We start from the raw sequence: 25,045 nt of genomic DNA on the forward strand, positions 1-25,045 counted from the left end.
CGGCTGAGCCGACAATGGCTTCCGAACGCTCCATGCCGGCGGCAATGTCCTGATCAATCTGGTCGATGAGGATGATCGAATTGCGGATGATGATGCCGAGAAGCGCGATGACCCCGAGGATCGCGACGAAGCCGAAGGGTGCGCCGGAGATCAGCAGGGCCGCCGACGCTCCAATGATGCCGAGCGGGCCGGTGGCCAGGACAAGCATTGACTTGCCGAAATGCTGGAGCTGGATCATCAGGAGTACGACGATGACCAGCAGCATGACCGGAGCTTTGGCGGCAATGGAGTTCTGGCTCTCGGCGCTGTCTTCTGCCCCGCCCTGGATCTCGACGAGGTATCCGGCGGGTAGCCGATCACGCAGAGGCTGGAGTTCGGCATACATCTTCATCGTCACGTCGTTCGACTGTACGTCATCCGGAAGGGTGGCGCGGACCGTGATCGTCGGCAGGCGATTGCGCCGCCATTCGACGCCCTGCTCCAGGGTCGGAACAACTTTGGCGACCTGCGACAGGGGCACGAAAGTTCCGTTGTCGGTCGGGATGTAGATCGAGTTGACAGCTGTCAACAGCTTGCGACTTTCCTCCGGTTCGCGAGCGACAATCGAGATTGTCTCCTCCCCTGCCCGCACATCCGCCAGCGGCGCTCCACTCATTGTCGCCTGCAGCATCTGACGAAGCCGCTGCGAAGTGACGCCAAGCGCGCGGGCGCGATCCTGGTCAACCACCAGCTTCATGGCTGCAACCGGCTCCAGCCAATCGTCGTGAACGGCCTGCAGGACGGGGTTGGCGTTGAAGGCCTTCTTCACCTCGTCGGCAATTCGGCGAACCTCGGCGCGGTCCGGTCCCGAGACGCGCAATTGCACCGGCCAACCCGTCGGCGGGCCGAGGAACAGACGGTCGACCTTGCCGCGGATGTCCGGGAAGTCGGCTGCGAGCATGTCGCGGATCTTGGTGATCAAACGCTCGCGTCCCTCTTCGTCCTTGGCCATGACCAGAAGCTGGGCGTAGTTCGGATTGCGCAGTTGCTGGTCGAGCGGCAGGAAGAAGCGCGGTGCCCCCTCTCCGATATAGGTCGCAACGAAACGTTGATCGTCTTCCTTGAGGATCCTGTCTTCGAGAATGGTCGCCTGGCGTTCGACTTCAGAAATCGACGTGCCTTCCGGGAGCCAAAGATCGACGAGGATTTCCGGTCGCGAGGATTGCGGGAAGAAATTCTGCGGAATGAACTGGAAGGCCCAAAGACTGGTGACGAACGCCGTGAGCGTCAGCAGGATCACGATGAGCCGATGCTTGACCGCCCAGACAACGGTGGAGCGCAGCCGATGATAAAACGGCGTATCGAAAGCATCGTGATGGTTGCCGGCATGGTGTCTCTGCTTGAGGATCATGTAGCCGAGCCAAGGCGTGAAATAGACGGCCACGAACCAGGATATGACCAGCGAGATGCCGACGACATAGAAGAGCGACCGGACATATTCGCCTGCGGTCGATTCCGCAAAGCCGACGGGAATGAAGCCGGCGATGGTGATCAGTGTCCCGGTCAACATCGGGAAGGCGGTCGACGAATAGGCGAAACTCGCCGCGTCGATCTTGTGCAGCCCCTCCTCCAGTTTTCGTTCCATCAGTTCCACGACAATCATCGCGTCATCGACAAGAAGCCCGAGCGCGATGATCAGGGCGCCAAGCGAAATGCGCTGAAGGTCGAGCCCGAACTGGTACATGACGGCAAAAGTGGCCGCCAGCACCAGCGGGATCGCAATGGCGATAACCAGGCCCGAGCGCCAGCCGATCGAGATGAACGACACGACCAGCACGATCAGCAGGGCCTCGCCTAGAGCCTTCATGAATTCGCCGACGGCCTCTTCCACGACTTCCGGCTGGTTGGAGATCTGTGATACCTCGACGCCAAGCGGCAGGCTTGCCTCGAAACGGGACAGTGTCTCTTCGACGGATTTGCCGACATCCGTGACCTTGAAGCCCTTGGTCATCACCACGCCGACCTGGACGGAATCCTGGCCGTTGAAGCGGAACTTGCGCTGATAGGGATCCTCGAGGCCTTCGGTGACTGTGGCAATGTCGCCGAGGCGTGTGATCTGGTCGCCTGCCTTAAGGCGGAGTTCGCGAATGTCTTCGGCGGCGCTGAAACCGCCGTCGACGGCGATGCGCACCGAGCGTTCGCCGGTATCGATCGTGCCAGTGGCGTCAATCGCATTCTGGCCAGCCAGCGCATTCTGCAGATCGGTGAAGGTGAGACCGCGCTCCGCAAGTGCCTTGGAAGACACTTCAATGAAGATCTTCTGCGGCTGATCGCCGAGGATCACCGCCTTTTCCACGCCCGCCGTCGAGAGCAGTACGTCGCGGGCCTGGATCGCGTAGTTCTTCAGTTCCGGATAGCTGTAGCCGTTCCCGGTCAGTGAATAGAGTGTGATATAGGTGTCGCCGAATTCGTCATTGAAATAGGGGCCGAGCAAGCCCTCGGGCAGTTCGTTCTCGATGTCGCTGATCTTCTTGCGCACCTGGTAGAAGGCATCGGCCACGTCGTTTGCGTCCGTATTGCCCTTGACCTGAAGCGTGATGATGGCCGAGCCGGCGCGAGTGTAGGATTTGACCCAGTCGAGATAGGGCGTCTCCTGCAGCTTGCGCTCGATCTTGTTGACCACCTGATCCTGCATATCGGTCAACGACGCGCCGGGCCAGAAGGCCTGCACGACCATGACGCGGAAGGTGAAATCAGGATCTTCCTTCTGGCCCATGCGCATCAGGCCGAAAAGACCTGCGATCAGGATGAGGCCGAACAGAAAGCGTGCCATGCTGGGATGGCCGATCGCCCAACGCGACAAATTGAAGGAGCCGTGGTCGACGGGTGGGGTGTTCATGGCAATGGTCCGCGCGGGAGGAACGGGAAGGGATCGGGATCAGGGCGTTTCGCTGGTGCTGCCGGTGACGGCAGGCTCCGCGGCTTCTGCCGAATGGGACAATACGCCCTCGGGAAGCTTGACCTTCATGTCTTCCGCCATGAATTGCGTGCCTGCTGCAACCACCAGATCGCCGGGGCGGATGCCTTCCGAGACCTTGATCCCGACGTCGGTGAATTCGGCAACCTTGACTGGCCGGGCATGGACCGTGCCGTCGAGCCGTTCGACCGTCCAGACAATCGTCTGCTGGCCCGGGTCGCGTGCCAAAGCAGACAATGGCAGGCTGTAGTGATTGTCGGCGGTCGGGGTTGTCGCTATCACGCCGGCGGTCATGCCGAGCAGTACGCGGGCATCTTCGGGAAGCGAAATGCGAACGGCGAATGTCCTAGAGCTGGCATCGGCGGAGCCGGCGACTTCGCGAACGGTACCCTTGAGCGTGACGCCGGCATTCGACCAAAACGTCACGTCGACGACCTTGCCGGTGGTGAAGGCGAAAATCTCGTTCTCCGGAACGGCGATCAGGACTTCCTTTTCGCCGTCAGCGGCAACCGTCACGACGGGGCTGCCGGCCGAGACTACCTGACCGGCATCCGCGTTGATCGCGGTCACGATGCCGGGCTTGTCTGCCTTGAGTTCACTGTAGCCAACCTGGTTCCGTGCCTGCTCGAGGCTCGAGCGGGCACTGTCACGCGTCGATGTCGCCTGGTTGTAGGAAAGCTGCGCCTGCTCAAGCTGGGCCTTGGTGGTAACCTGCTGCTTGTAGAGCGCTTCAGCGCGCCTCAGGGCAAATTCGGTGGTCTCGACCTGACGCTGGGCCGATGCAAGGCTGGCTTCTGCGCTGCGCACCTGCAGTTCATAATCTGTCGCGTCGATGCGGGCGAGAACGTCGCCGGGATTGACCCTGTCGCCGATATCGACATTTCGCTCGATGATCTTTCCGGCAACACGAAAGCCGGTCGCGGCCTCGCTGCGGGCTTTTACCGCGCCGGAATAGCGCATTTCGCGGGCCGGTGAGGCGGCGTCAACCTCGACGACCTTGACCGGGCGCATTGCCGGTGCCTCGGAAACTTCGGCCTTGTCGTCGGAGCAGGCAGCCAGCGCGATTGTCATCACCAACGGCGCAAGCAGGCGCACAATTCGCCCACGCTTGTTGCGGCCGGGGGTCGATAGTTCGATTGGACGCGGTGTCATAAACATACTCTCCTGAAACACTGGATGCCGGGTCGAGCCTCCGAGGCTCGCTCTCGGGTCAGGCCTTGAGGGCCCGGATCGAAAATTCAGTCAATTGTTCGGCATTGGCGCGATTGCCCTTGCCAATGCACTGGGCCACGAGTTGCGGGTGATGCAGCGCGGATGTGGCAGCGCCAAAACAGCGAGATGCCAGTTCCGGGTCACCCTTCGTAAATTCACCGTTTGCCATGCCGTCAGCGATTATGTCGCGCACGATAGCCTGAAGTTGGTCGATATGCTGGTCCACCACCTGCCAGTCTCGCTCGATGGCGACGATGACCATCTCATGCACCTTTTCGGCATCGAGCATGGTTTCGACTGTATACTGATAGTGGCCCATGGAATAGCGCCGCAGCCGTTCTTCGGCGCTGAGTGGCAGGGCAGCGCATGCGCGCGCCAGCTCAAGGCTCTCGTTCAGCATCCGGGCGCACAGCGCCTGATGGATTTCCACTTTTGACGCGAAGAAACGGTAGATATTGGCCGGCGACATGCCGAGATCCTTGGCAATGTCGGCGACCGTCGTCTTGGCATATCCGTAGTGTCTGAACAGGCGCTCAGCCGCTGCGAGAATACGCACGACATTGTCGTGACGCGTCTGCTCCTGATCAGCTTCAATGACGTGAGGCATCTGCATTCCTGAATGATGACGAATATTGAATTTCGTCAGCAATAAAATGTCAGAAGTTGGTTGTCAATATATCTCATGAAAGAAAACCCTGAAACAAGGCGCGCCAGAGTTGTGGCCTATTGTGATATACGACCGTTAACAAACCATTCGCGGGGCGCGCTTTCGGCGCACGGCAAAGATGACGTATAGAGTTGGTCCAGCGGGTGGGTGTGCTGGCCAAGCCGTCGTTCTTGACGGCTCCTTCATTGCTCGTGTCTTGCGGGGATGGCTGATCGATTGGGAGGGTGTGGGCTTGCTGTAGGTCGATGATGTGAGTTCCAGCTGCGGCCCTGCAGGCACTGCCTCCAAGCTGCCGGGCATGGCGATTGAGAGCGGCAAGCTCTATCAAGTGGGTTGGCAAGAACGACTGTTGACAGCTGTCAACATAAGTGGGTCGCGGTTTATGAGTCGCGCTGTTGGTGCTGCCCCATTGGAGATCTAAGAGGCCAACTGTAGTTCACGGGATGCGGCAAACGATCATCGATCGAGCAGCCGAACTATAATTCTGCGATCGCAAGAACCGCTTGTTGTTGTCGACGCCCAGTTGGCTTGGCGGCAAGCCGCACGGAAAGCGGCGGAAGCGCGGTATAGTTCGCCATCTTATAAATAGGCTTATTCACAAAGCCTGGGCTAGGCGGTCGGCGATGCACACTCTCCCGGTCGGGATGATTGGTGCCCGGTCTCTGCGGGGAAGGGGAGAGGGGGGGAAGGTTCGCGCGTTTCAGGTGATGGTCGTTATGAACTCGTATGCGGTTTTCGAATGCAGCATTTTACTGCTGCATCAGAAGTGCGGTTGAGGCCGTTCGCGCTGGATGGGGCTGTCGTGCCGCATTGGACGTCTACCCGGACGCCCTTGCGATGGTGCTGCGGTAAGGACACTTGTCGTTTGGTAACGTCGCACGACAAGAAGGCCAAACGGTAACGTAGCGCCGGCCGCTTTCTTCAATCATGGAAAGCTACGTCTTCGAGCGCATTTACGTATTTTTTTCGTCAGTGTGCGTTGGGCCCTTGGAAATTCCAGTCATCTGTGGCAATCTAACTGAACTAAGGAAACGGAATCGCTTCATGGGCGCGTAGCCCATCAATTTCCAGCAATCCGGTCAAATTCGGTTAACCATAACCGCATACGCAGTGGCGAAACCAAAGCCCCACTTCAATTTCGTATGGGAAATTGCGCCAAGCAAAATCAATGCGTTGAAACCTGCGAAAATCACCAGTGGCAAGCACGATTGCGACGTGTGACGGCGCGTCGGGCGCCTCCAAGAGAGCCGCCCCCGTCAAGCTTCGATCCGTAGTGCGGATTGTGGTCCCGGCATGCCAAGGAACAGCACAAGATTGAGCGTTCAGCAGAAGCCGTTCAGCTTCAGGATCTTGTGTGCGTCGATCGAAGCGCGAAGCTTGTCTTCCGAATTGCGATCGCCGTGGTTCGCGTCCGGATGATGCATCTTGAGCATCTGCTTGTAGCGGCTTCTGATTTCTTCCGGCGTTGCATCCGGCGACAGGCCGAGGGTATCGAATGCCTTGGCTTCAAGCACCTTGAGCCGGCGCCGCTGGAGTTCAGCTACCGCAGCCTGGCGCTGTTGCGCAGTCTTGCGGGCATTGGTCGCTTTCGCCGAACCCGAGCGCTCCGTGGACGGGAGCGGGGTTTCGGACGGCGGTTTGATGCTGGTCCCTTCGGTCGCGCGGGTGCCGTTTGCCGCTTCCTTCTGGTAGCGCGCAGTCACTGGATCCGACAGGTTCGTCGCGAAGTTGTAACCCTTGTTGTATTCCCTGACATGATCAGGACAGAACCGCAGATAGAGCCCTTCCGCATCCCTCCCGACAGGAGCGCGATGCGTACCAACGGCTTCGCAACCGTCCCATTGGCATGCTGGACCACTTGGTTTGCGATGCGGTGTCGGCTTTTTACGAGTAGGCTTCAGGCCCACGAAGATCTTTGAATCAGACGTCATCGGGCCTTATAGGGCGGACCTGCTCCAAACGGCAAGACCGACGATGCAGCCACGAGCGGCATCACGTTTGCTGTTGCTATGGCCTCGATCCCCATTCCGGTTGGCCAGCCAATTGGTTAGCCGGTGGAATATGCGCAACGCGTATTCTGTGCCTGGCGCATATAGTCGGGCAGGTGTTGCACATAGGCAATATTGCCGGGTGGTCTGCCCGCTTCTTCCGGGAATGTCCGATGATCAGATTGCACGATGCGGTGCTACGGGTTTTGCAGGTAGGCGATCACCGCATCGGAGATCATCTGCTTGTGACGCGCGTAGAGGCCCGGTTCGGAGAGATCCCGATGAAAGATCGTGCCGAATGTGTAGCGGTTGGACACGCGGAAGAAACAGAAGGCGCTGATCAGCATATGCAGGTCGATTGCGTCGGCCTTGCGTGTGAAGGTGGCTTCGCGCAGGCCGCGATCCAGTATTGTCTGGATGGTGCGGATGACGGAGATGTTGAGGTCACCGATCTCGGTTGAACGTTTCATATGCATGGCATGATGAATGTTCTCGATGCTGACCAGGCGAACGAAATCGGGATTGCGTTCGTCGTGGTCAAAGGTCGTTGAGATCAACTGCCGCAGGGCCTGCTCCGCGGGCATGTCGGCTAATTCCAGATCTGCCTCCAGCGAACGGATTTTTCGATAGGCCTTCTCCAGCACGGCCAGATACAGGCCCTCCTTGCTGCCGTAGTAGTAATAAATCATGCGCTTGGAGGTGCGGGTCTTCTCGGCGATCGCATCGACGCGGCCTCCCGACAGGCCAAACTCGGCAAATTCCGCAGTCGCGATGTCCAGGATATTCTCCTTGGTCTTTTCCGGATCGTTCTTGCGTGCATCGCTGGCTGTTCTGGCCATGGTCGTCCCTACTCCCTGTATTCGGTGCGGGCTCAAGCGCGCGCTGCCAAGCGCGCCGTTTGGCTGCTGCCTCTCCGCATTTCTTAGTCATCTTGACGCTTTGATTCAACAGCTGGAGAATTGACACGAACTAGTTCGTACATTATTCGTTGATCTGAGGATGCGTGCTGACTGATGGAGGATCGGGCAGCAGATCGCACTGGCGGCTCAGGCCGTCACAGGGATCACGCATGTGAGCAGGGAGGGCAGGGCCATCATCGTCGAGACAAAGTTTGCGGGCCTTATCGGTTCGGGAATCCAGCGCTCGCTCACGCCTGCCATGCATATGGCGGAGGGGGCAGCACAGGGGCTCGACTATGACTATGTGCTCATCGACCTGGATACACTGGGCCACACACCAGACATGTTGAATGACCTGATCCGCGATGCGGAGAACAAAGGTTTCTGTGGTCTGAACATCACCTATCCCTGCAAGCAGACGGTCATGCCGTTGCTGGACGAATTGTCCGACGATGCCGCAAGGCTAGGTGCGGTCAACACCGTGGTGTTGCGCGACGGCAAACGCTTCGGCCACAATACCGACTGGTGGGGTTTTGCCGAGGGCTTCCGTCGCCAGTTGCCACACGCCGATCTGGCAAGCGTCGTACAGTTGGGTGCCGGCGGTGCCGGTGCCGCAACCGCCTTTGCGATCTTGAAGATGGGTGCGGAACTGCTGACCATCTTCGATGTCGACAGTGATCGTGCCAGCCAATTGGCAGACACGATGGCAGGCCATTTCCCACAGGCAAGCGTTAGAGCCGGCAGTGATCTTGAGCAGGCGATGCGCACGGCGACCGGTCTTGTGCATGCGACGCCCACCGGCATGGACAAACGTCCCGGTCTGCCGCTGCCCGCACGCTACTTGCGGCGCGAAGTCTGGGTATCGGAGGTCGTCTATTTTCCGCTGGAAACCGCCTTGCTGGCCGAAGCCCGCACGCGCGGTTGCCATGTGGCGCATGGCGGCGATATGGCTGTGTTTCAAGCGGTCGGCGCATTCCGGCTTTTTACCGGACGCGAGCCGGATGTTGATCGCATGCTCGCGCATTTTCTGGCGCTGACCAATCCGGATCCGATGCGGGGCGAGCGTCATGGCTGATGTTCGATCCTGCGGGAAAGTCGATCTCGCAAGCTGAATTGAAAGGGCGGCCAGGCGGCCGCTCTGATGAGGAGAAGTCCCGCGACCGTGGAGGCGGATGGGACATTGAGGAGGAAAGACATGACACTCGAACTTTCGCGGCGCCATTTCCTTGGCGCGTCCCTAGCTGCCACGGCCACGGTCATGGCAGGTTCTACAGCCGTCTTCGCTCAGGATGCGGTCACGCTGAAATTCTCGGCGGTATTCTCCGAGCAGGATATTCGAGCAGGCATGGTGAAGATGTTTGCCGAGGAGCTGAAGGACAGCTTCAAGGTCGAGCCCTTCTATGGTGGCACGCTGTTCAAGCAGGGCACGGAACTGGTAGCACTCCAGCGCGGCAACCTGCAGATGGGTAATATCGCGCCGCAGGATATTTCCAAGCAGGTGCCGGAATGGTCCGTGCTGACGTCGGCCTATCTGTTTCGCGATGCAGCCCATGTCCGGGCCTTCTTCGCCAGCGATGTCGGCGCGGAATTCAAGCAGATGGCAGAGGATAAGGCCGGCGTTCATATTCTCGGACCGACCTATTTCGGCGCGCGCCAGGTTGGCCTCAAGCCTGAAAAGAAGATCACCGGTCCCGCCGATCTCGCAGGCGTCAAGCTGCGCATGCCGGGCGGCGATGCCTGGCAGTTCCTCGGTGAATCGCTCGGCGCAAACCCGATCCCGATGGCCTATGCCGAGGTCTATACCGGTCTTCAGACCGGCGCGATCGACGGTCAGGACAATCCGCTGCCCAACGTCAAGAACATGAAGTTCTATGAAGTCATGTCGCAGATCGTCATGACCTCGCATCTGATCGGCTATGATCTTTTGACGGTGTCCGCCGACGTCTGGAAGGGCCTCACGCCCGACCAGCAGGCAAAGATCCAGGCCGCTGCCGACAAGGCGATGATGTGGAGCGAAGAGCAGCACCTTGCCCAGGAAGCGACCCTGGTCGAGGAGTTCAAGGCCGCCGGCCTTCAGGTCTATGAGCCGGATCTCGATGCCTTCCGCAAGTTCGCGCAGGAAAAGTATCTTGCTTCTGATCTCGCCAAGAGCTGGCCGGCCGGTATTCTGGAAAAGGTCGCGGCTCTCTGATCGTTCGTCACCCATTGATGCGGGCCGGTTTTCCGGCTCGCATCAACCAACAGGAAAGTGACGCTGGATGACCCACAAAATCCCCCTGATTGCCGAATGGTTGAGACGTCGGGCCGAAGACGTGCTTGCCTACATGCTGCTCAGCATGTTCGTGATCTTTCTGCTGCAGATTGCCTTCCGCTACCTGCTGAACCTGTCCATTGGCTGGACCCATGAGGCGAGCGTGGCCCTGTGGATCTGGATCGTGCTTTTCGGTTCCGCTCTCGTCATCCGCGAAGTTGAGGAAATCCGCTTCGATTTCTTCTGGGCCAGTGCAAGCGCTGGTGCGCGCCGCGTCATGCAGATCATCTGCGCGGTCGCACTGGTCGCAGCTTTCGGCATCTCTCTGCCGGCGGTGATCGACTACATCGCCTTCATGAAGGTCGAAAGCACGGCTTATCTCAAGATCCGCTTCGACTATCTCTATTCGATCTACATCGTCTTCGCGGTCGCCATGATCGTCCGCTACATCTGGCTCGGTGTCGCCGCCATCCGCGGCAAGGCACCTGAAGCCTTCGATCCCACCAAAGCGGGCTCCGGCGTATGAACCTTACCAGTCCTTTTTCGATATCCATCTTCGTCATCACCGGCCTGGCCTTTCTCGGCCTGCCGATTGGTCTGTCCATGATGACGGGATCGGTTCTCTATCTCTTTCTTGTCGGCGCTGACATGGGCACCGTCGCCGAGCAGTTCCTGAACGGCATGTATTCCAACTATGTCATCCTCTCGGTGCCATTGTTCATCCTCGCGGCCGAATTCATGAATATCGGCTCGATGACGGAGCGGCTGCTGGCATTCTGCAATGTGCTGGTCGGCCGTTTTCGTGGCGGCCTGGCACAGGTCAATGTCGTCCAGAGCATCATCTTTGCCGGCATGTCGGGTTCGGCCGTTGCCGATGCGGCAGGCAGCGGTCGCATGATGCAGAACATGATGACGCGCGACGACCGCTATCCGGCGAGCTATGCGGCGGCTCTTACCGCCGTTACCTCGGTGATCGGCCCGATCATTCCGCCGTCAATTCCAATGATCGTCTACGCCTTGGTGTCGGATGCGTCGATCGGCTATCTGTTTCTCGCCGGCATGGTGCCGGGCCTGCTGATGGCCGGACTGCAGATGGTACAGGTCGCCTATGACGCCCGCCGACGCAATTTTCCGGTCGAGGCGCCGGTTCCGCTCAAGGAAATTCCGCGCATTACCTGGCGCGCCTTTCCGGCATTGATGATGCCGGTCCTGTTGCTCGGCTGCATCTATTCCGGTGTGACGACACCGACCGAAGCCGCAGCACTTGCTGCCGCCTATGCGCTGCTCGTGTCCGTGGTGATCTATCGCAGCATTAGCTGGGGCGCATTTTACGATTCGCTCTTGCTCAGCGCCAAGTCGTCCACGTCGATCGGCATGCTGATCGCGGGTGCGCTCGTGTTCAACTACGTCGTCACGATCGAAAACATTCCCGATGGCCTGCGCGTGCTGTTGACGGGCTGGGAGCTCACGCCGACGACCTTCCTCATCCTCGTCAACATCGTGCTGCTTCTGCTCGGATGTGTGCTGGAAGGGACGGCGATCCTGTTGATCATCGTGCCGGTCTTCATTCCGACGGCCCAGGCTCTGGGCATCGACATGGTGCATTTCGGTGTCGTGGTCGTCATCAACATCATGCTCGGACTGGTCACCCCACCCTACGGCCTGCTGCTGTTCATCATGACGAACATCTCCGGCGTTCCGGTGCGCCACATCATCCGGGATGCTCTGCCCTTTATCGGCGGCATGTTTTTGTGCCTGATCCTGATCACCTTCATTCCGGATCTGGTTCTGTGGCTGCCGCGGCTGATGGGGTATCAGGGATGACGTCGATGAGCGAGATGAAGCCGATCTACGTCCTCAATGGACCCAATCTGAACCGGCTCGGAAAACGCGAGCCGGAGATTTACGGGCACGACACGCTTGCGGACGTCGAGGCCTGGTGCCGGGAGGCGGCAGGCCTGAGGCCGGTGGTGTTCATGCAGACGAACAGCGAGGAAAAGCTGATCGACCTTGTGCATGAGGCAATCGATGAAGGTGTCGGCATCATCATCAATCCGGCCGCATTCACCTTCACCTCGCTGGCACTGCTTGATGCGCTGAAGATGTTCAAGGGGCCGATCATCGAGTTCCACATCAGCAATGTGCATAGACGCGAGGCGATCTATCATCGCTCTTACGTTTCCATGACGGCAACCACCGTCATGGCAGGGCTTGGCGCCAAAGGTTATCCGATCGCCGTGAAAGCGCTCGAATTATTGATTTCCGAAGGCAAGCGCTAGCCGCCGTCCCCAGGCATGACGTCAGGATGTCTCGATACGCCAGGAGCTGCAGATGAAAACATCGATCGCAACCGTATCGATCAGCGGGAATTTTGAAGAAAAGCTGGCGGCCATTGCGCGCGCGGGCTTTGATGGCATCGAAATTTTCGAGAACGATTTCCTCGCCTATGACCGGTCTCCCGCAGATGTCGGGCGCATGGTTCGCGATCACGGTCTCGAGGTCACCTTGTTCCAGCCCTTCCGTGATTTCGAAGGCATGCCCGAACCATTCAGAAGCCGCAATTTCGACCGGGCCGAGCGAAAGTTCGACCTGATGACCGAACTCGGCACGGACCTCATGCTGATCTGCTCGAATACTTCGGCGGTCTCGCTGGGGGGGATTGACAGAGCCGCCGACGATTTCCGGGAATTGGGTGAAAGGGCGGCCCGACGCGGTTTGCGCGTCGGTTACGAGGCGCTGGCCTGGGGGCGGCACATTCATGATCACCGGGACGCCTGGGAAATCGTCCGCCGGGCCGATCACCCGAGCATCGGTCTGATCCTCGACAGCTTCCACACGTTGGCGCGCAAGATTGACGTCAATTCCATTCGTTCCATCCCCGGCGACCGTATTTTCATCGTGCAGCTGGCCGATGCGCCGCAGATCGATATGGACCTGCTCTACTGGTCGCGCCACTTCCGCAACATGCCGGGTGAGGGCGACCTGCCGGTGACCGACTTCATGCGCGCAGTGGCCGCGACCGGCTATCGTGGCTATCTGTCGCTCGAAATCTTCAACGACCAGTTCCGTGGCGGCTCTCCCACGGCGATTTCGGCCGACGGTCATCGTTCGCTGGTCTATCTGATGGACCAGGTGAAGCGGGCAGAGCCGGCCGTTGCGATCAATGTGCCGGTCATGCCGGATCGTGCAGAGGTCGAAGAGATCGCTTTTGTCGAATTCGCCGTGAGTGACGACGATGCACGCCAGTTGGAGGCGCTTCTGGAAGTCCTGGGTTTCCAGGCGGTCGCCAGGCACAAGTCCAAGGCCGTGACCCGGTTTAGCCAAGGCGGCGTCAACCTGATCCTCAATCGGGATGAAACCGGCTTTGCCAGCGCTTCCTATCTGGTGCATGGGGCAAATGCCTATGCGATTGCATTGATGGTCGACGATGCCAATGCCGCGATGGAACGCGCCATCGCACTCGGCGCGGAGGCGTTCCAGCAACCGGTGGTGCCAGGAGAACTGGCTGTGCCTGCGATCCGCGGTGTCGGCGGTGGCCTGCTATACTTCCTCGATCGCAAGAGCGATCTCGGCCGCCTATGGGATGTGGATTTTGAGCCTCTGCCAGGGATCGATGAAAACCCGAAGAATGTCGGGCTGACGGGTTTCGATCACGTCGCGCAGACGGTCAAGTATGACGAGATGCTAACCTGGCTGCTGTTCTACACATCGCAACTGAAAACCCGAAAGACACCGATGGTCGATATCATCGATCCGGCCGGCGTGGTCCGCAGCCAGGTCGTGGAGAACGCGTCCGGAAGCCTGCGGATCACGCTGAACGGTGCGGAAAACCGCAATACGCTGGCTGGACATTTCATCGCGGAAACATTTGGATCGGGCATCCAGCACCTTGCCTTCCGGACCGACGACATCTTCGCCACGGCAGAGGCCCTCAGGCGAAACGGATTTGTCCCGCTGACCATCTCGCCGAACTATTATGACGATGTCGAAGTGCGCTTCGGACTGGACCCGGCGCTGGTCGACGACCTGAAACGCAGCAATATCCTCTATGACCGCGACGAGCATGGCGAATATTTCCAGCTCTATTCACCCACCTATGGCGAAGGCTTCTTCTTCGAGATCGTCGAGCGCCGCGGTTACCAGGGTTATGGTGCAGCCAATGCCATCTTCCGCATCGCGGCACTCAGACGGTATCTTCGGCCGGATGGAATGCCGTCGACGTAAACGACGCGCGGCAGCCTGCCGATAAAGTCCTGTTATCTTCTGGCTGTGGCGTCACATCCGGCTGGGCGCGGTCGCGTAGACTCGACCGTCCTGTCGTGGTGACGCAGGCTTTGGGCCGGACCCAAGGATCGGCGGGTCGCATTTCGAACCCATTGTCAATTCATGAGGAAACAAAGACGGACGGGAATGCGTTGTCGACCCTCGCAAGGGACGCGCGCTGGTTCCTTTGGTCTGCCCGCAGGCATGCGTTGAAGAACGGAGTTTCGTCCTTTTGGAGGAATTGAATGCTGGACCCCGAGATGGCAACAATGACAGCCCGTGTGCCGTCAGATGCCGGCGCCCTTGCGATGTTCGGACACACGGGCATCGCTGTTGGCGGCCGGAACGAACGCTCACCGCGACTGCAGACCGACCATGGGTCAGTCGGGCGAAACAAGCTGTGGCAATTGCTCAAATATTAGGATTGTCGGTGGCGCTGGCTGTTCGCCATTGATATCAACCGCCTCCATTTTGATACAAGGACGACTGTCGCTCATGGACTCGCGCCGGGAAATAGCGGAACGCATCATCGCCCGATGCAGGGATCGTGGCAGGCCGATCGACACGCATCCGCAGTTTCGCGATCTGCTCGAACTGTGGATTGCCGGTTCGATCACGATGCCCGAGATGCGCTGGAGACTTCTCGATCTCCTGCGTCGGGATACGGCAGAGCGGCGAGCGGCCCAGCTCGACGATGGCAAGAGCCGGGATGCCGAGATGCAAGATGCCGAAATCGGGGATGCCGAGGTTCGGGCTTCAGGACCAGACGACGAGACCATCGACTGACTATCGCCACGCTGCGGCAATCTCGGGCCTCTCCACCAAACCCGTGGCTGGATTTACGGCCTTTGCGCACCCGTCGCCGTGACATAGATCGAATACAGTGATTTCGTCGCGGTGATGAACAGCCGGTTGCGACGTGGGCCACCGAAGGTGAGATTGGCAACGGTCTGCGGCACCAGTATTTTGCCAAGCAGGGTGCCATCGGGCGCAAAGCAGTGGACTCCGTCTGCGGCGCTGGACCAGAGATTGCCGGACATATCGAGGCGGATGCCATCGGGTATGCCATTGTCGATCTCGGCGAAGACGCGGCCATTGGCGAGCTTGCGACCATCGACAACATCGAAGACGCGGATATGGCGTGGCGCGCCCTCTACATGGCTCGCGCCGGAATCGGCGACATAGAGCAGGCTTTCATCGGGTGAAAAGGCGAGCCCGTTCGGCTGTAGGAAATCGTCCACCATGACTTCGATCACGCCGGTATCCGGCTCCAGCCGGTAGACATTGCGTGTCTTCTGTTCGGGGTCTGCCTTGTATCCCTCGTAGTCGGACAGGATGCCGTAAGTCGGATCGGTGAACCAGACTGAACCGTCAGAGTGCACCACCACATCGTTCGGCGAGTTCAAACGCCGGCCATTAAAGCTGTCTGCCAGCACCGTGATCGTGCCGTCGACCTCAGTGCGGGTGACCCGGCGAAGGCCATGTTCGCAGGAGACAAGCCGGCCCTGCCGGTCGCGGGTATTGCCGTTGGTGAAATTTGACGGTGTGCGAAACACCGAGATCCCGCCACCCTCGACATAACGCAGCATCCGCTGGTTTGGGATATCGCTGAACAGCAGATATCCGCCATCGTCAAACCAGACAGGACCTTCGGCCCAACGGCAGTCGGAATGGAGTTCCTCCAGATCGGCGCTGCTGATGACCAGCGAGCGGAAGCGCGGGTCGAAAATCTCATAGTTGGGGTTCTGCGACATGATACTGTCCTGCCTAGCGTTTTCCGACCGTTCGCCCGCCGGCGAGCATGATGACGGCGATGATGATGAGACCTGTGAGAATGAGGCGGACACCGGCGCCAAACCCATAGGTATTGAGCATGGAGACCACCAGGAACATGAAGAGCGAGGCGCCCCAGATGCCTGGTACGTTGGAATCGCCGCCGGCAACCGCCGTGCCGCCGATAACCACGACAGCGATCGACATCAGCAGATATTCCGATCCCATGTTGAGTGCCGCGCCGCCTGAGAAGCTCGCCAGCAGATAGCCGCAGATGGAGGCAAGCACCGCGCAAAGCACATAGGTGATGAAGCGGATGCCGTCGATGGGGATGCCGGCCATGCGGGCAGCGCGAATGCTCTGGCCGATGGCGGCGATCCAGCGTCCATAGACGGTCTTTTGCAGGAGCACCCAGACAATGGCCGAGAGGATGAGCGCGATGATCGCGACATTGGGGATGCCGGCCGTGGTCGAAGTGGTGAAATCCGCCAGCACCGGCGGCGGCTTGATGCGCAGGCCGCGATTGGTCCAGATGGCGGTAGACTGCACCACGAAGCTCATCGACAAGGTCGCGATGATCGGCGGAATGCGCAGCAGCTTGATCAGGGCGTAATTGCCTGTTCCAATCAAGACACCGATGCCGATGGCGACAAGCAGGCCCGGCACGACCATGCCGTCTTCGACACCCATCAGCTTGAGCGCCACCGTGCCGGCCAGCGTCATGGTGGCAGGCACTGAAAGATCGATATTGCCCGGGCCAAGCGTGATCACCAGCATCTGGCCGATGCCGACGATGACCGAGAAGGCGGCAAATGTCAGCGTCGCCTGGGCAAGGCCCGCCATGCTTGCTCCGCCGGTGACGAGGATGGTCGTCAGGAACACCAGGGCCGTGGCAATGAAGGACCAGATCCAGGGCTTGCGCATCAGGGCGGTCATCGGCGCGTCCTCCTTGCTTCAAAGCGATTGAGCAGCAGCCTCAGCGCCAGCACGATGATCAGGATCGCGCCTTGTGCGCCAATCTGCCAGTCCGGCGAAATCCGGAGAAAGGAGAGGAACGAGCCGGCCAGCGTCAGCGTCAGCGCGCCGATAACCGCGCCGATCGGCGACACCCGGCCGCCGACGAATTCGCCGCCGCCAAGGATGACGCCGGCGATCGACAGCAACGTGTAGCGCAGGGCGATATTGGCATCGGCCGCGGTGGTCAGTCCGACCAGCGCAATGCCGGCCAGGATCGCGAAAAAGGCGGCCAGCGCATAGACAGCAGCCCGCGCCCGGATGATCGACCAGCCGGCGCGCTCGACGGAGCGGGCATTGCCGCCGACACCGCGCAGCACCACGCCGAATGACGAGCGCATGATCAGCAGATGCGAAAACACCGCGATCAGGATGCTGGCAACGATCGCCATCGGCATGATCGGAGGCTTGGACGTCATGATGGCGCGTATCCATTCGGGCGCCTGACCGCCCGGTGCCGGCAGGATCAGCACCGCAAGCCCACCCCAGACAAAGCTCATGCCGAGCGTGACGACGATCGAGGGCAGGTCGCGCAGATGGATCAGCACGCCGATGACGGCGTAGGTGGCGATGGCCGCGAGCAGGATGACGATGCCGAGAAGCGGAGAGGCCTGCAGGAAGGTGGCGGTGACACAGGCGACGAAGCTGACAAAGGTGCCCATGGAGAGATCGAGATCGTTGACCGTCATGATCAGCATCTGGGCGATGGTGGCCAGCGCAATCGGCACCGCGAGATTGAAGAGCAGGTTAAGGCCCGTATAGCTCATGGCGCGCGGCTGAAGATAGAACACTGCGATCAGCAGCACCGTCAGCGACAGCGCCGGAACGATGAGCCGGATCGTATCGGGGGAGAAGAATTTTTTCACGCTGCGACCTCGGTGAAGGAGGCGGCCAGGATATTTTCCTCCGTCACCGCCTTGCCCTTGAGCTCGGCGACAATCGCGCCATTGTTGAACACATAGACCCGGTCGCAAAGGCAGACCTCGTCCATTTCGGTCGAGTACCAGATGAAGGTACGCCCCTGATCGGCTTCGGTCCTGAGAATGCCGTAGACCTCCTGCTTGGTGCCGATGTCGACGCCGCGCATGGGATCGTCCATCAGGACAACCGGCGCACGGCTTGCCAGGGCACGGGCAAACAGCACCTTCTGCTGGTTGCCGCCGGAAAGCGACAGGATGTTATTGTCCATGTCTGGTGTGCGGATCTCTATCTTCTCCCGCCATGACCGGCCGAGCGCCTGTTCGCGGGCCTCATCGAGCAGGCCACGGTGCGAAAGGTCGGGCAGCAACGCGACGCTCATGTTCTTCAGGATACTCCACAGCGGAAAGGTGCCGTTGACCGCGCGGTCGCCGGCAACAAACATTGCGGCCGGATCACGCCTGCCGAACCAGTCACCGCTTAAGGACAGGTAGAGCTTGACCAGCATGTCGGTTTGGCCGTGGCCGCTGAGGCCGGCGAAACCGACGATCTCGCCCGGAAAGGCCTCAAAGGCCAGCCCGCGTCCGCGCACGGGTGCTGCGGCTAGGGCAGGCGGGCCAGTTCTCTTGTCCGCAACGACCCGCGCCGCGCGGTGTTCCTTGACCACACTGCCCATCGCCTCGATCAGGCTGTGTTCGGAAAAGCCGGATGCGGCGCGCTCGGTCACGACCCGGCCGTCCTTCATCACGATGATGCGGTCGGCGATGCCGAGGATTTCGGAAAGGATATGGGAAATGAAGATGACGGAGCCGCCGGCCGCGACGAAGCGGTGGACATAGGCAAGCAGTTGACCAGCCAGTCGCGAGTCCAGCGATGACGTTGGCTCGTCGAGAATGACCAGCCGCACCGGATGACCGATCTCGCAAAAAGTGATAGCGATTTCCACCATCTGGCGTTCGGCGATCGACAGATTGCCGACATTCTCGCCGCTGTCGATGCCGTGGCCGGGGAAGATCTCGTCCAGCTTGCGGCCAATGATATCGGCGCCACGCCGGCGCCAGCCCCAGCCGGAAAGCGGCTTGTGCATGACCCGGGTATTTTCCACCACGGTGAGGTTGGGGCAGAGCGAAAGCTCCTGGAACACGCACCGTATGCCGCTGTGCCGCGCTGCGCCGATGCCAAGCGTCGGATCGTCACCATAGACGACGCTGCCCTGATGCGGCGTAAGCCCGCCATTGATGACATTGACGATCGTCGATTTGCCCGCGCCATTGTGGCCGACAAGTCCCACACATTCACCGGAGCGAATGGCAAGCGTGACGCCGTCCAGCGCCTTGACCGCGCCGAAAACCACCTTGGCGTCGGAGACGCTGACGACCGTTTGCGTCGAACCGGCCTGTGTCATGTATCTTGATCCCATTGAAAATGACGCTGCAGGCTTGCCTGGCCAAAATGCAGGTCGATATGACCGCCTGCCCCGCCCGGCGCATCGCCGGACGGAACAGGGAGGGGTTCTTCAGGGGGCTTACTTCGCGCCCTCGATCACCTTCTGGGCATCTTCCAATGCGTATTCGACATTGGCGACGCCGCCGGCCTGGGTATTGGCCAGATTGGCTTCGAGATTGTCCTGGTCGATGCGCAGGAACGGCACGACGAGGTCTTTCTTGACCTCCTTGCCATCCAGGATCTGCTGGGCGACCCAGAAGGCGAGCGTCGAGACGCCCGGTGCGATGGAGACCGACATGGTCTCGTAGCCATTGGCGTCCTTCTGTTCCTTCCACCACTTCAATTCGTCTTCGCGATTGCCCATGACGATGATCGGCATCTTGCGATTGGCAGCGGCGATGGCCTGGGCCGCACCGTAGCCGTCCCCGCCCTGGGTGACCACGCCGACGATGTCCGGCAGGCTTGGCAGGATGCCGGCGACGGCCTTCTGCGCCACGTCCTGCGCCCAGTCGCCGTGAACCGAACCGGCGATCTTGAACTGCGGGAACTGCTTCACGCCTTCGTGGATGCCGGCCGAAATCTCGTCGTCGACAAAGACACCGGCGAGGCCGCGGATCTCGAGCAGGTTGCCGCCGTCCGGCAGCTTGCCAGACAGATATTCAACCTGGCTGCGACCCATTTCCTTGAAGTCGACGGCGATGCGCCAGGCGCAAGGCTCCGTGACGATGCCGTCGAAAGAGACGACGGTGATGCCCGCATCGCAGGCTTCCTTGATGGCGCCGTTCAGCGCTGTCGGCGAAGCCGCGTTGACGACGATGGCGTCATAGCCCTGCAGGATCATGTTCTGGATCTGCGCGGCCTGCTCGGTCGCCTGGTTTTCTGCCGTGGTGAAGGCATCGGCGGCGGCCACCTTACCGTCCTTGACGGCAGCGCCCGTCACTTTTTCCCAGCTCGTCAGCATGGCCTGTCGCCAGGAGTTGCCGGCATAGTTGTTGGACAGCGCGATCTTCTTGCCCGAGGTATCCGCCTGCGCGGCCATGGGCATCATGGCAAGGCAAAGTGCAGCCGTTGCCAGAAGTATTCTGGATTTCTTCATGGTCTCTCTCCCTCTTGTCCGACCTTCAGGCGGCCGGTTTCCTCATTTCAAGCCGCCCGCAGTCTGGCGGACGAAACTGAACTCCCTCGCCGAGCACCTCCTCTCGACGCCAGTGAGGATGGTATAGAATGCAGAGCTTGTATAGGTTTGCCGCTGCAGTGTGATTGCGGGAAATACGCAAGAAGATGCGGGATCCTGCAAGACGCGGCCAGCACGGCTTCTATCTTATGGAATGTGAGGACGGCGCCTGTCGGGAGCAGGCTGTCGTGGAGGAGAGGAACGGCATGTTGAAGATAGCGCCCTCGGCGCTGCTCGATCATTACCTGGGCATCTCGCGCCTGTTGGCCGGGCAGCTGGATTTCCGCTCGGCCATCAAGGCTGTCGGCGCGGAGGTATCACATATCATTCCCCACGACCATCTCGATGTCTGCATCACTATGGTCAACGGCAAGTATCACACCGCCTATGAAACGGGCCTCGACACCGCCTGGGGCGAGCATGCGCCAGCGCCGATCTGCAACAGTCCGATCCGGTCGCTGCTGTGGGGCGAGGTCGACCAGATGATCACGCCGGATGCCCGGGTGGACCACCGGTTTCATTTCGAAGATGCCTTCACCCGGCCGATTTTCGAGCACAATCTCAGAAGCCGCATCCACGTGCCGTTGAAGGTCGAGGGCGAGGTCATTGGCGCCCTGTCCTGTTCGTCCCACCAGGTTGCGTTCTATTCCGCCGAGGACGTGGCCAATGCATGCTCCGTCGCCGACCTGCTGTCGCCCTATTTCTTCGCCCTTCGCGCGGCCGATCAGGCCAAGCAGTCGGCCATCGTCGAGGCGGAAGCCCGCGCCCGGGAAGAAGGCTTGCGGCTGGGTGCGCTGAACCTGACCGAGGCCCTTGAAAGGGAGCGCCAGCGTATCGGCATGGACCTGCACGACCAGACGCTCGCTGATCTGACGCGACTTTCGCGCCGCCTCGACCGGTTGATCAACGAAGAGGAGATCCCGGGCGACGCGCTGGAGCCGCTCGCCCGCAGCCTGCAGCACTGCATGCAGGATCTGCGCGAGATCATCGAGGAAGCGAAGCCATCCGTGCTGCAGCTCTTTGGTTTTGCCCAGGCGGTGGAAAACCATCTCGACCGGTCGCTGCGCGATACCGGCGGCGAGACGCGCTGGGAACTGGTGGACGAGACCGACGGGCTGATCGACACGCTCGACAAGACACTTCGCATCGCCCTCTTTCGGATCACCCAGGAGGCGATCAACAATGCCGCGCGTCACGCGCAGGCGGGCCATATTTTGGTGCGGTTGCGCAGCCAGGCCCTGGGTGTCGTGATCGAAGTCTCTGACGATGGCCGCGGCATGACCCGGCCGCAGCGCCGCAGCGGCGGCGGCATCGACAACATGATGACGCGGGCCCGGCTGATATCCGCCAAATTCACCTTGGGTCCCTGCCGGGAAGGCAAGGGCACGGTCGTGCGCGTGCAATTGCCGGTCGGCCCGGCAAAACCGAAAATCGCTGGAGATGTCCAATGAAAGTGCTGATCGTCGAGGATGATCCGCTGCACCGGTCCTACCTGCATGAGGCGGTCTGCGCCGCCCTGCCGGAATGCGACACTGTGATCGAGGCTGACAACGGTACTGCCGGCGAGAAGCTCGCCCGCGACAACAAGTCCGCCCATGTGGTGATGGATCTGCAGATGCAGGCCCGCAACGGGATCGAAGCGGCGCGCACCATCTGGAAAGAGCGGCCCGATACCCGGATCCTGTTCTGGTCCAACTATTCGGACGAGGCCTATGTGCGGGGGGTCTCGCGTATCGTGCCGGATGGAGCGGCCTATGGCTATGTGCTGAAATCGGCATCCGACGAACGGTTGAGGCTGGCGCTGCGGAGCATTTTCGTCGAAGCGCAATGTGTTATCGACCGCGAGGTGCGGGGCATGCAGCAGAAGAGCCTTGGCCAGGTGAACGGTTTCAGCGACACGGAATACGAGATCCTGGTCGATATCGCGCTGGGGCTGACCGACCGGGCGATTGCAAGGCGGCGCAGCCTGTCCCTGCGTAGCGTGCAGAACCGGCTGCAGCATCTGTACGAGAAGCTGGATGTCTACCAGATGGCGGCCGACGACCATGACGACAGCCGGTTCAATCTGCGCGCCCGCGCCGTGACCGTTGCTCTTTTGCGCAAACTTTTGAACTATTCGTCGCTGGAGCGGGCGGAAGCGGAGCTCGCAGACTGGTTGAAGGCGGACTGAGGGCAGGGGCTGGCGAGCCTTCCTCGCAAGGGAAAAGCGACCCGAACGCGGACCGATGTCGTGCCGCAATCAAGAAAATTTTGCCCTTTGGCGCATGAAGCTTGTCAAATTGACGCGGAATCTGGATTTTGGCGCAGTAGCGCGTTCAGGCGCATTGTGAATTAATGCGATTTCTTCGTCTTAAATCAACGCATTTACCATCCCGGAAGCCCAAGTTGCCCCCGCTCGTTGTGGCCAAGGTCTACATCGTGCTAATCAAAAACACAGATGGCCAAGGGCCGCCTTTAAATTCTCCCCATTCCCAGCATGCTAGGACCTGATTTTGACCACCGCAACCGACAAGATTGATACGATGCCGATCACGATGACCCCCGTGCAGATACGCGGCCTGAAGCTCGCCCTCGAAGGCGATCTCTATCCTCAGGAAGGCAACAAGTGGACGCATTTGAATGCCACGATCACCTATGCCAAAACAGATCGTTTCAAGGAGCGAGCCCGCAAGATCCGGTTTGCCACCACGACAACTGTGGTTCAGTTGCGGGATTTCGGTCTCCTGAGTGAGGTCGGTGCGGATGAAGGTGAAGGCCAGTTGAGGCAGGAAATTACCATGGCCGGCAAGATCTGGCTGCTGAAGAACAAATGACCTGACTTTGCCCAAACATGGGCTGCTTGACACAGCAGCCTGTGCAACTGCGCCGAAATTCGACCCCTTCTGTTTCAAAGGCGTGGCTTGCTCAACGGCTTGAAACGGAAACGGAAGGGTTGCTGCATGAGCCGACTGCATCCGCGCTTTTTTCATATTGCAACGTCATCCCTCCGGAATGTGCAATGAGGGGCAGGCTCCAGGCCTTTGCAGTATCCTGTCTCAACATACCATTTTGTCAGCGCGCGCCTTTGCGAAGCCCCGAGCCCAAGCCCTCTGCGTCGCAACAGACGGTTTGTTGCGCGCAGACGCGGCTGTCTTTCGAGGGGGAAGATCAGCGCTTCACGGGCATTGCAACGGCACGGCACCGACGGCCGTAAGGTTGAGGCAAGGAGATCACTTATAAATAACCCCTCATAATTGAGGAAATATAAGTGAATTGGCATCCGATTGAAGCGCTTGAGCCCGGGCGATTGGCGGTTTTGTTCTTTCTCGACGAGGCAGCGCCTCGCTGCGTCGGCTATGTCGAGCGTGACGGCCTGTGCGGATGGCCGGCCAATGTCAGTGGCCGCAGGCCACATGGTTGGCTTGATCTCTCGGCCATGTTCGAAGGAATGACCGAAGCGGCCATACGCGTGCTGCCATCGGCGTGAGTGCAACCGGCTGTCAGTGTCGCTGACAAGCGATCAGATGCTGAAGATGTAATCGGCAATGAGCTTCAACGACAGCAGAAGCAGGGTTATCTCGACAATTCGGAAAAACAGCTTTTCGGGGAGGATCTGTGTCAGTCTCTTTCCGACAACTGTGCCGATGATCGCTGCGGGCAACAACCAAAGAACCAGAGTGCTGTCAAAATTGGAAAACTGCTGCAGTTCCCAATAGGGGATGACTTTGGCGGCGTTGATGATGGCAAACAGAATCGTCGAGGTGCCGGCGAATTTCATCTTTTCGAGACGCTGCGGCAGGACATACATCTGATAGGGCGGGCCGCCCGAATGGGAAACGAAACTGGTCAGCCCGGTCAGTGTGCCCCAGAAAATGCCCGCTGGAACATTCGCCTCTTTCGCCACCGTCCTGTAGCGCGCGCCGAACCAGGCATTGAGGCAGAACATGACGCCGACAAGTCCGACGATCATGCCGATGAACATGCTCGACAGATAGGCGCTGAACGTCCAGCCGATCACCACGCCCAGCAGGGATGCCGGCACCAGTATGGCAAGGTTTCTCCCGGAATAGCTGCGGCGGTAGAGATAGAGCCCGACCATGTCGCTCGCGATATAGATCGGCAGCAGCAGTGCAGCCGCCGTTACCGGCGATATGACAAGCGCAAGCAGCGGAACGGCGAGGGTCCCGACAGAAGGCAGGCCACCCTTGGAAAGACCGACAAAAAATGCGCATACGAGAGCAATTGCGAGGATCAGCGAGGTATGTTCGATCATGCAGCCTGCCCAGGTCAATGCGCGTCAATTAACGATATTGTCGGTGTGCCTGCAGCCACCGGCACATTGCATGCCTAGGCTCGGCGGCACAAATGCAGGTCTAAGCATTCCGACAGTGCGGTTCTCGTCGAAATTGCACGCGAAGTAAATCGCCGCTGACATCCAACGCGGTGCTTCCCGGTCCTTTTCATGCCCGCACGGCGCTAGCAGAAGGCTGAGGCTTTACCCTATA

General features: G+C 59.9%; 22 protein-coding genes. 11 read left to right on the forward strand and 11 right to left on the reverse strand.

The genetic code is table 11. The features are described from left to right. The 5 genes from PDO_RS09120 to PDO_RS09145 form a co-directional block, all read right to left on the reverse strand. The coding region (locus tag PDO_RS09120; RefSeq protein ID WP_007600708.1) for an efflux RND transporter permease subunit at positions 1-2,878 on the reverse strand (2,878 nt) is incomplete at its 3' end. 39 nt (positions 2,879-2,917) lie between these two features. After that, positions 2,918-4,027 carry an efflux RND transporter periplasmic adaptor subunit gene (locus tag PDO_RS09125; protein ID WP_052023421.1) on the reverse strand — a complete coding sequence of 370 codons (1,110 nt, stop codon included), beginning with the start codon at positions 4,025-4,027 and terminating at the stop codon, positions 2,918-2,920. A gap of 139 nt (positions 4,028-4,166) precedes the next feature. Then, positions 4,167-4,775: a TetR family transcriptional regulator gene (locus PDO_RS09130; RefSeq protein WP_007600710.1), complete on the reverse strand. Its 609-nt coding sequence runs from the start codon at positions 4,773-4,775 to the stop codon at positions 4,167-4,169. Between the two features lie 1,382 nt (positions 4,776-6,157). Beyond that, a complete protein-coding gene (locus PDO_RS09140; protein WP_007600711.1) occupies positions 6,158-6,766 on the reverse strand; it encodes a J domain-containing protein in 609 nt (202 codons plus the stop codon). 254 nt (positions 6,767-7,020) lie between these two features. Continuing rightward, positions 7,021-7,662, reverse strand: coding sequence for a TetR family transcriptional regulator (locus PDO_RS09145; protein ID WP_007600712.1), 642 nt, complete (start codon positions 7,660-7,662; stop codon positions 7,021-7,023). A 232-nt stretch (positions 7,663-7,894) separates the two neighbouring features. Between PDO_RS09145 and PDO_RS09150 the strand changes: the two genes are divergently transcribed. From PDO_RS09150 to PDO_RS09180, 7 genes are all read left to right on the forward strand, one after another. Continuing rightward, complete coding sequence (locus tag PDO_RS09150; RefSeq protein WP_007600716.1) at positions 7,895-8,797, forward strand: shikimate dehydrogenase; 903 nt, start codon at positions 7,895-7,897, stop codon at positions 8,795-8,797. 120 nt (positions 8,798-8,917) lie between these two features. Further along, positions 8,918-9,913, forward strand: a complete 996-nt coding sequence (gene dctP, locus PDO_RS09155) for a TRAP transporter substrate-binding protein DctP (RefSeq protein ID WP_007600719.1) — start codon at positions 8,918-8,920, stop codon at positions 9,911-9,913. Positions 9,914-9,980: 67 nt separating this feature from the next. Beyond that, entirely contained in the window at positions 9,981-10,499 is a 519-nt protein-coding gene (locus tag PDO_RS09160) for a TRAP transporter small permease (RefSeq protein ID WP_007600721.1), read from the forward strand. Further along, on the forward strand, positions 10,496-11,797 hold the full coding sequence (locus PDO_RS09165) for a TRAP transporter large permease (RefSeq protein ID WP_007600724.1): 1,302 nt from the start codon (positions 10,496-10,498) through the stop codon (positions 11,795-11,797). The genes PDO_RS09160 and PDO_RS09165 overlap by 4 nt, the downstream gene beginning before the upstream one ends. 14 nt (positions 11,798-11,811) lie before the next feature. Next, positions 11,812-12,252, forward strand: a complete 441-nt coding sequence (locus PDO_RS09170; RefSeq protein WP_085995774.1) for a type II 3-dehydroquinate dehydratase — start codon at positions 11,812-11,814, stop codon at positions 12,250-12,252. A gap of 52 nt (positions 12,253-12,304) precedes the next feature. Beyond that, positions 12,305-14,197: a bifunctional sugar phosphate isomerase/epimerase/4-hydroxyphenylpyruvate dioxygenase family protein gene (locus PDO_RS09175; RefSeq protein WP_007600729.1), complete on the forward strand. Its 1,893-nt coding sequence runs from the start codon at positions 12,305-12,307 to the stop codon at positions 14,195-14,197. Between the two features lie 534 nt (positions 14,198-14,731). Further along, the gene (locus tag PDO_RS09180) at positions 14,732-15,022 is read left to right on the forward strand and encodes a hypothetical protein (RefSeq protein ID WP_007600734.1); all 291 of its coding nucleotides are present in this window, start codon (positions 14,732-14,734) and stop codon (positions 15,020-15,022) included. Positions 15,023-15,075: 53 nt separating this feature from the next. Here PDO_RS09180 and PDO_RS09185 read toward each other — a convergent pair whose 3' ends face one another. The 5 genes from PDO_RS09185 to PDO_RS09205 form a co-directional block, all read right to left on the reverse strand. After that, the gene (locus PDO_RS09185; protein WP_007600736.1) at positions 15,076-15,990 is read right to left on the reverse strand and encodes an SMP-30/gluconolactonase/LRE family protein; all 915 of its coding nucleotides are present in this window, start codon (positions 15,988-15,990) and stop codon (positions 15,076-15,078) included. Positions 15,991-16,003: 13 nt separating this feature from the next. Further along, complete coding sequence (locus tag PDO_RS09190; RefSeq protein WP_007600738.1) at positions 16,004-16,945, reverse strand: ABC transporter permease; 942 nt, start codon at positions 16,943-16,945, stop codon at positions 16,004-16,006. Next, positions 16,942-17,889: an ABC transporter permease gene (locus PDO_RS09195; RefSeq protein WP_007600741.1), complete on the reverse strand. Its 948-nt coding sequence runs from the start codon at positions 17,887-17,889 to the stop codon at positions 16,942-16,944. The genes PDO_RS09190 and PDO_RS09195 overlap by 4 nt, the downstream gene beginning before the upstream one ends. Next, complete coding sequence (locus tag PDO_RS09200) at positions 17,886-19,346, reverse strand: sugar ABC transporter ATP-binding protein (RefSeq protein ID WP_007600743.1); 1,461 nt, start codon at positions 19,344-19,346, stop codon at positions 17,886-17,888. Before PDO_RS09200 ends, PDO_RS09195 begins: the two co-directional genes overlap by 4 nt. A 120-nt stretch (positions 19,347-19,466) precedes the next feature. Continuing rightward, positions 19,467-20,483, reverse strand: coding sequence for an ABC transporter substrate-binding protein (locus PDO_RS09205; protein ID WP_007600745.1), 1,017 nt, complete (start codon positions 20,481-20,483; stop codon positions 19,467-19,469). Between the two features lie 284 nt (positions 20,484-20,767). Between PDO_RS09205 and PDO_RS09210 the strand changes: the two genes are divergently transcribed. The 4 genes from PDO_RS09210 to PDO_RS09225 all read left to right on the forward strand — a co-directional run bounded on the left by PDO_RS09210 (position 20,768) and on the right by PDO_RS09225 (position 24,027). Further along, positions 20,768-22,012 (forward strand): sensor histidine kinase, encoded by a 1,245-nt coding sequence (locus PDO_RS09210; protein WP_007600746.1) that lies wholly within the window; start codon positions 20,768-20,770, stop codon positions 22,010-22,012. Beyond that, on the forward strand, positions 22,009-22,731 hold the full coding sequence (locus tag PDO_RS09215) for a response regulator transcription factor (RefSeq protein ID WP_007600748.1): 723 nt from the start codon (positions 22,009-22,011) through the stop codon (positions 22,729-22,731). The genes PDO_RS09210 and PDO_RS09215 overlap by 4 nt, the downstream gene beginning before the upstream one ends. A gap of 322 nt (positions 22,732-23,053) precedes the next feature. After that, the gene (locus PDO_RS09220; protein WP_007600749.1) at positions 23,054-23,374 is read left to right on the forward strand and encodes a hypothetical protein; all 321 of its coding nucleotides are present in this window, start codon (positions 23,054-23,056) and stop codon (positions 23,372-23,374) included. 434 nt (positions 23,375-23,808) lie between these two features. Beyond that, positions 23,809-24,027, forward strand: a complete 219-nt coding sequence (locus tag PDO_RS09225) for a hypothetical protein (RefSeq protein WP_007600750.1) — start codon at positions 23,809-23,811, stop codon at positions 24,025-24,027. Between the two features lie 33 nt (positions 24,028-24,060). Here the strand turns inward: PDO_RS09225 and PDO_RS09230 are convergent, their stop codons facing one another. Next, positions 24,061-24,813: a sulfite exporter TauE/SafE family protein gene (locus PDO_RS09230; protein WP_007600751.1), complete on the reverse strand. Its 753-nt coding sequence runs from the start codon at positions 24,811-24,813 to the stop codon at positions 24,061-24,063. Positions 24,814-25,045: the final 232 nt, after the last annotated feature.

Origin of the sequence: Rhizobium sp. PDO1-076 (assembly GCF_000247475.1) — a bacterium.
Classification (GTDB): Bacteria; Pseudomonadota; Alphaproteobacteria; order Rhizobiales; family Rhizobiaceae; genus Allorhizobium.

Coding starts and splice junctions, on each gene's coding strand:
- PDO_RS09160 (WP_007600721.1), top strand. CDS start 9,981: ATGACCCACAAAATCCCCCTGATTGCCGAATGGTTGAGACGTCGGGCC.
- PDO_RS09175 (WP_007600729.1), top strand. CDS start 12,305: ATGAAAACATCGATCGCAACCGTATCGATCAGCGGGAATTTTGAAGAA.
- PDO_RS09145 (WP_007600712.1), bottom strand. CDS start 7,662: ATGGCCAGAACAGCCAGCGATGCACGCAAGAACGATCCGGAAAAGACC.
- PDO_RS09130 (WP_007600710.1), bottom strand. CDS start 4,775: ATGCCTCACGTCATTGAAGCTGATCAGGAGCAGACGCGTCACGACAAT.
- PDO_RS09210 (WP_007600746.1), top strand. CDS start 20,768: ATGTTGAAGATAGCGCCCTCGGCGCTGCTCGATCATTACCTGGGCATC.
- dctP (WP_007600719.1), top strand. CDS start 8,918: ATGACACTCGAACTTTCGCGGCGCCATTTCCTTGGCGCGTCCCTAGCT.
- PDO_RS09190 (WP_007600738.1), bottom strand. CDS start 16,945: ATGACCGCCCTGATGCGCAAGCCCTGGATCTGGTCCTTCATTGCCACG.
- PDO_RS09125 (WP_052023421.1), bottom strand. CDS start 4,027: ATGACAATCGCGCTGGCTGCCTGCTCCGACGACAAGGCCGAAGTTTCC.
- PDO_RS09200 (WP_007600743.1), bottom strand. CDS start 19,346: ATGACACAGGCCGGTTCGACGCAAACGGTCGTCAGCGTCTCCGACGCC.
- PDO_RS09185 (WP_007600736.1), bottom strand. CDS start 15,990: ATGTCGCAGAACCCCAACTATGAGATTTTCGACCCGCGCTTCCGCTCG.
- PDO_RS09170 (WP_085995774.1), top strand. CDS start 11,812: ATGAAGCCGATCTACGTCCTCAATGGACCCAATCTGAACCGGCTCGGA.
- PDO_RS09165 (WP_007600724.1), top strand. CDS start 10,496: ATGAACCTTACCAGTCCTTTTTCGATATCCATCTTCGTCATCACCGGC.
- PDO_RS09180 (WP_007600734.1), top strand. CDS start 14,732: ATGGACTCGCGCCGGGAAATAGCGGAACGCATCATCGCCCGATGCAGG.
- PDO_RS09215 (WP_007600748.1), top strand. CDS start 22,009: ATGAAAGTGCTGATCGTCGAGGATGATCCGCTGCACCGGTCCTACCTG.
- PDO_RS09205 (WP_007600745.1), bottom strand. CDS start 20,483: ATGAAGAAATCCAGAATACTTCTGGCAACGGCTGCACTTTGCCTTGCC.
- PDO_RS09230 (WP_007600751.1), bottom strand. CDS start 24,813: ATGATCGAACATACCTCGCTGATCCTCGCAATTGCTCTCGTATGCGCA.
- PDO_RS09140 (WP_007600711.1), bottom strand. CDS start 6,766: ATGACGTCTGATTCAAAGATCTTCGTGGGCCTGAAGCCTACTCGTAAA.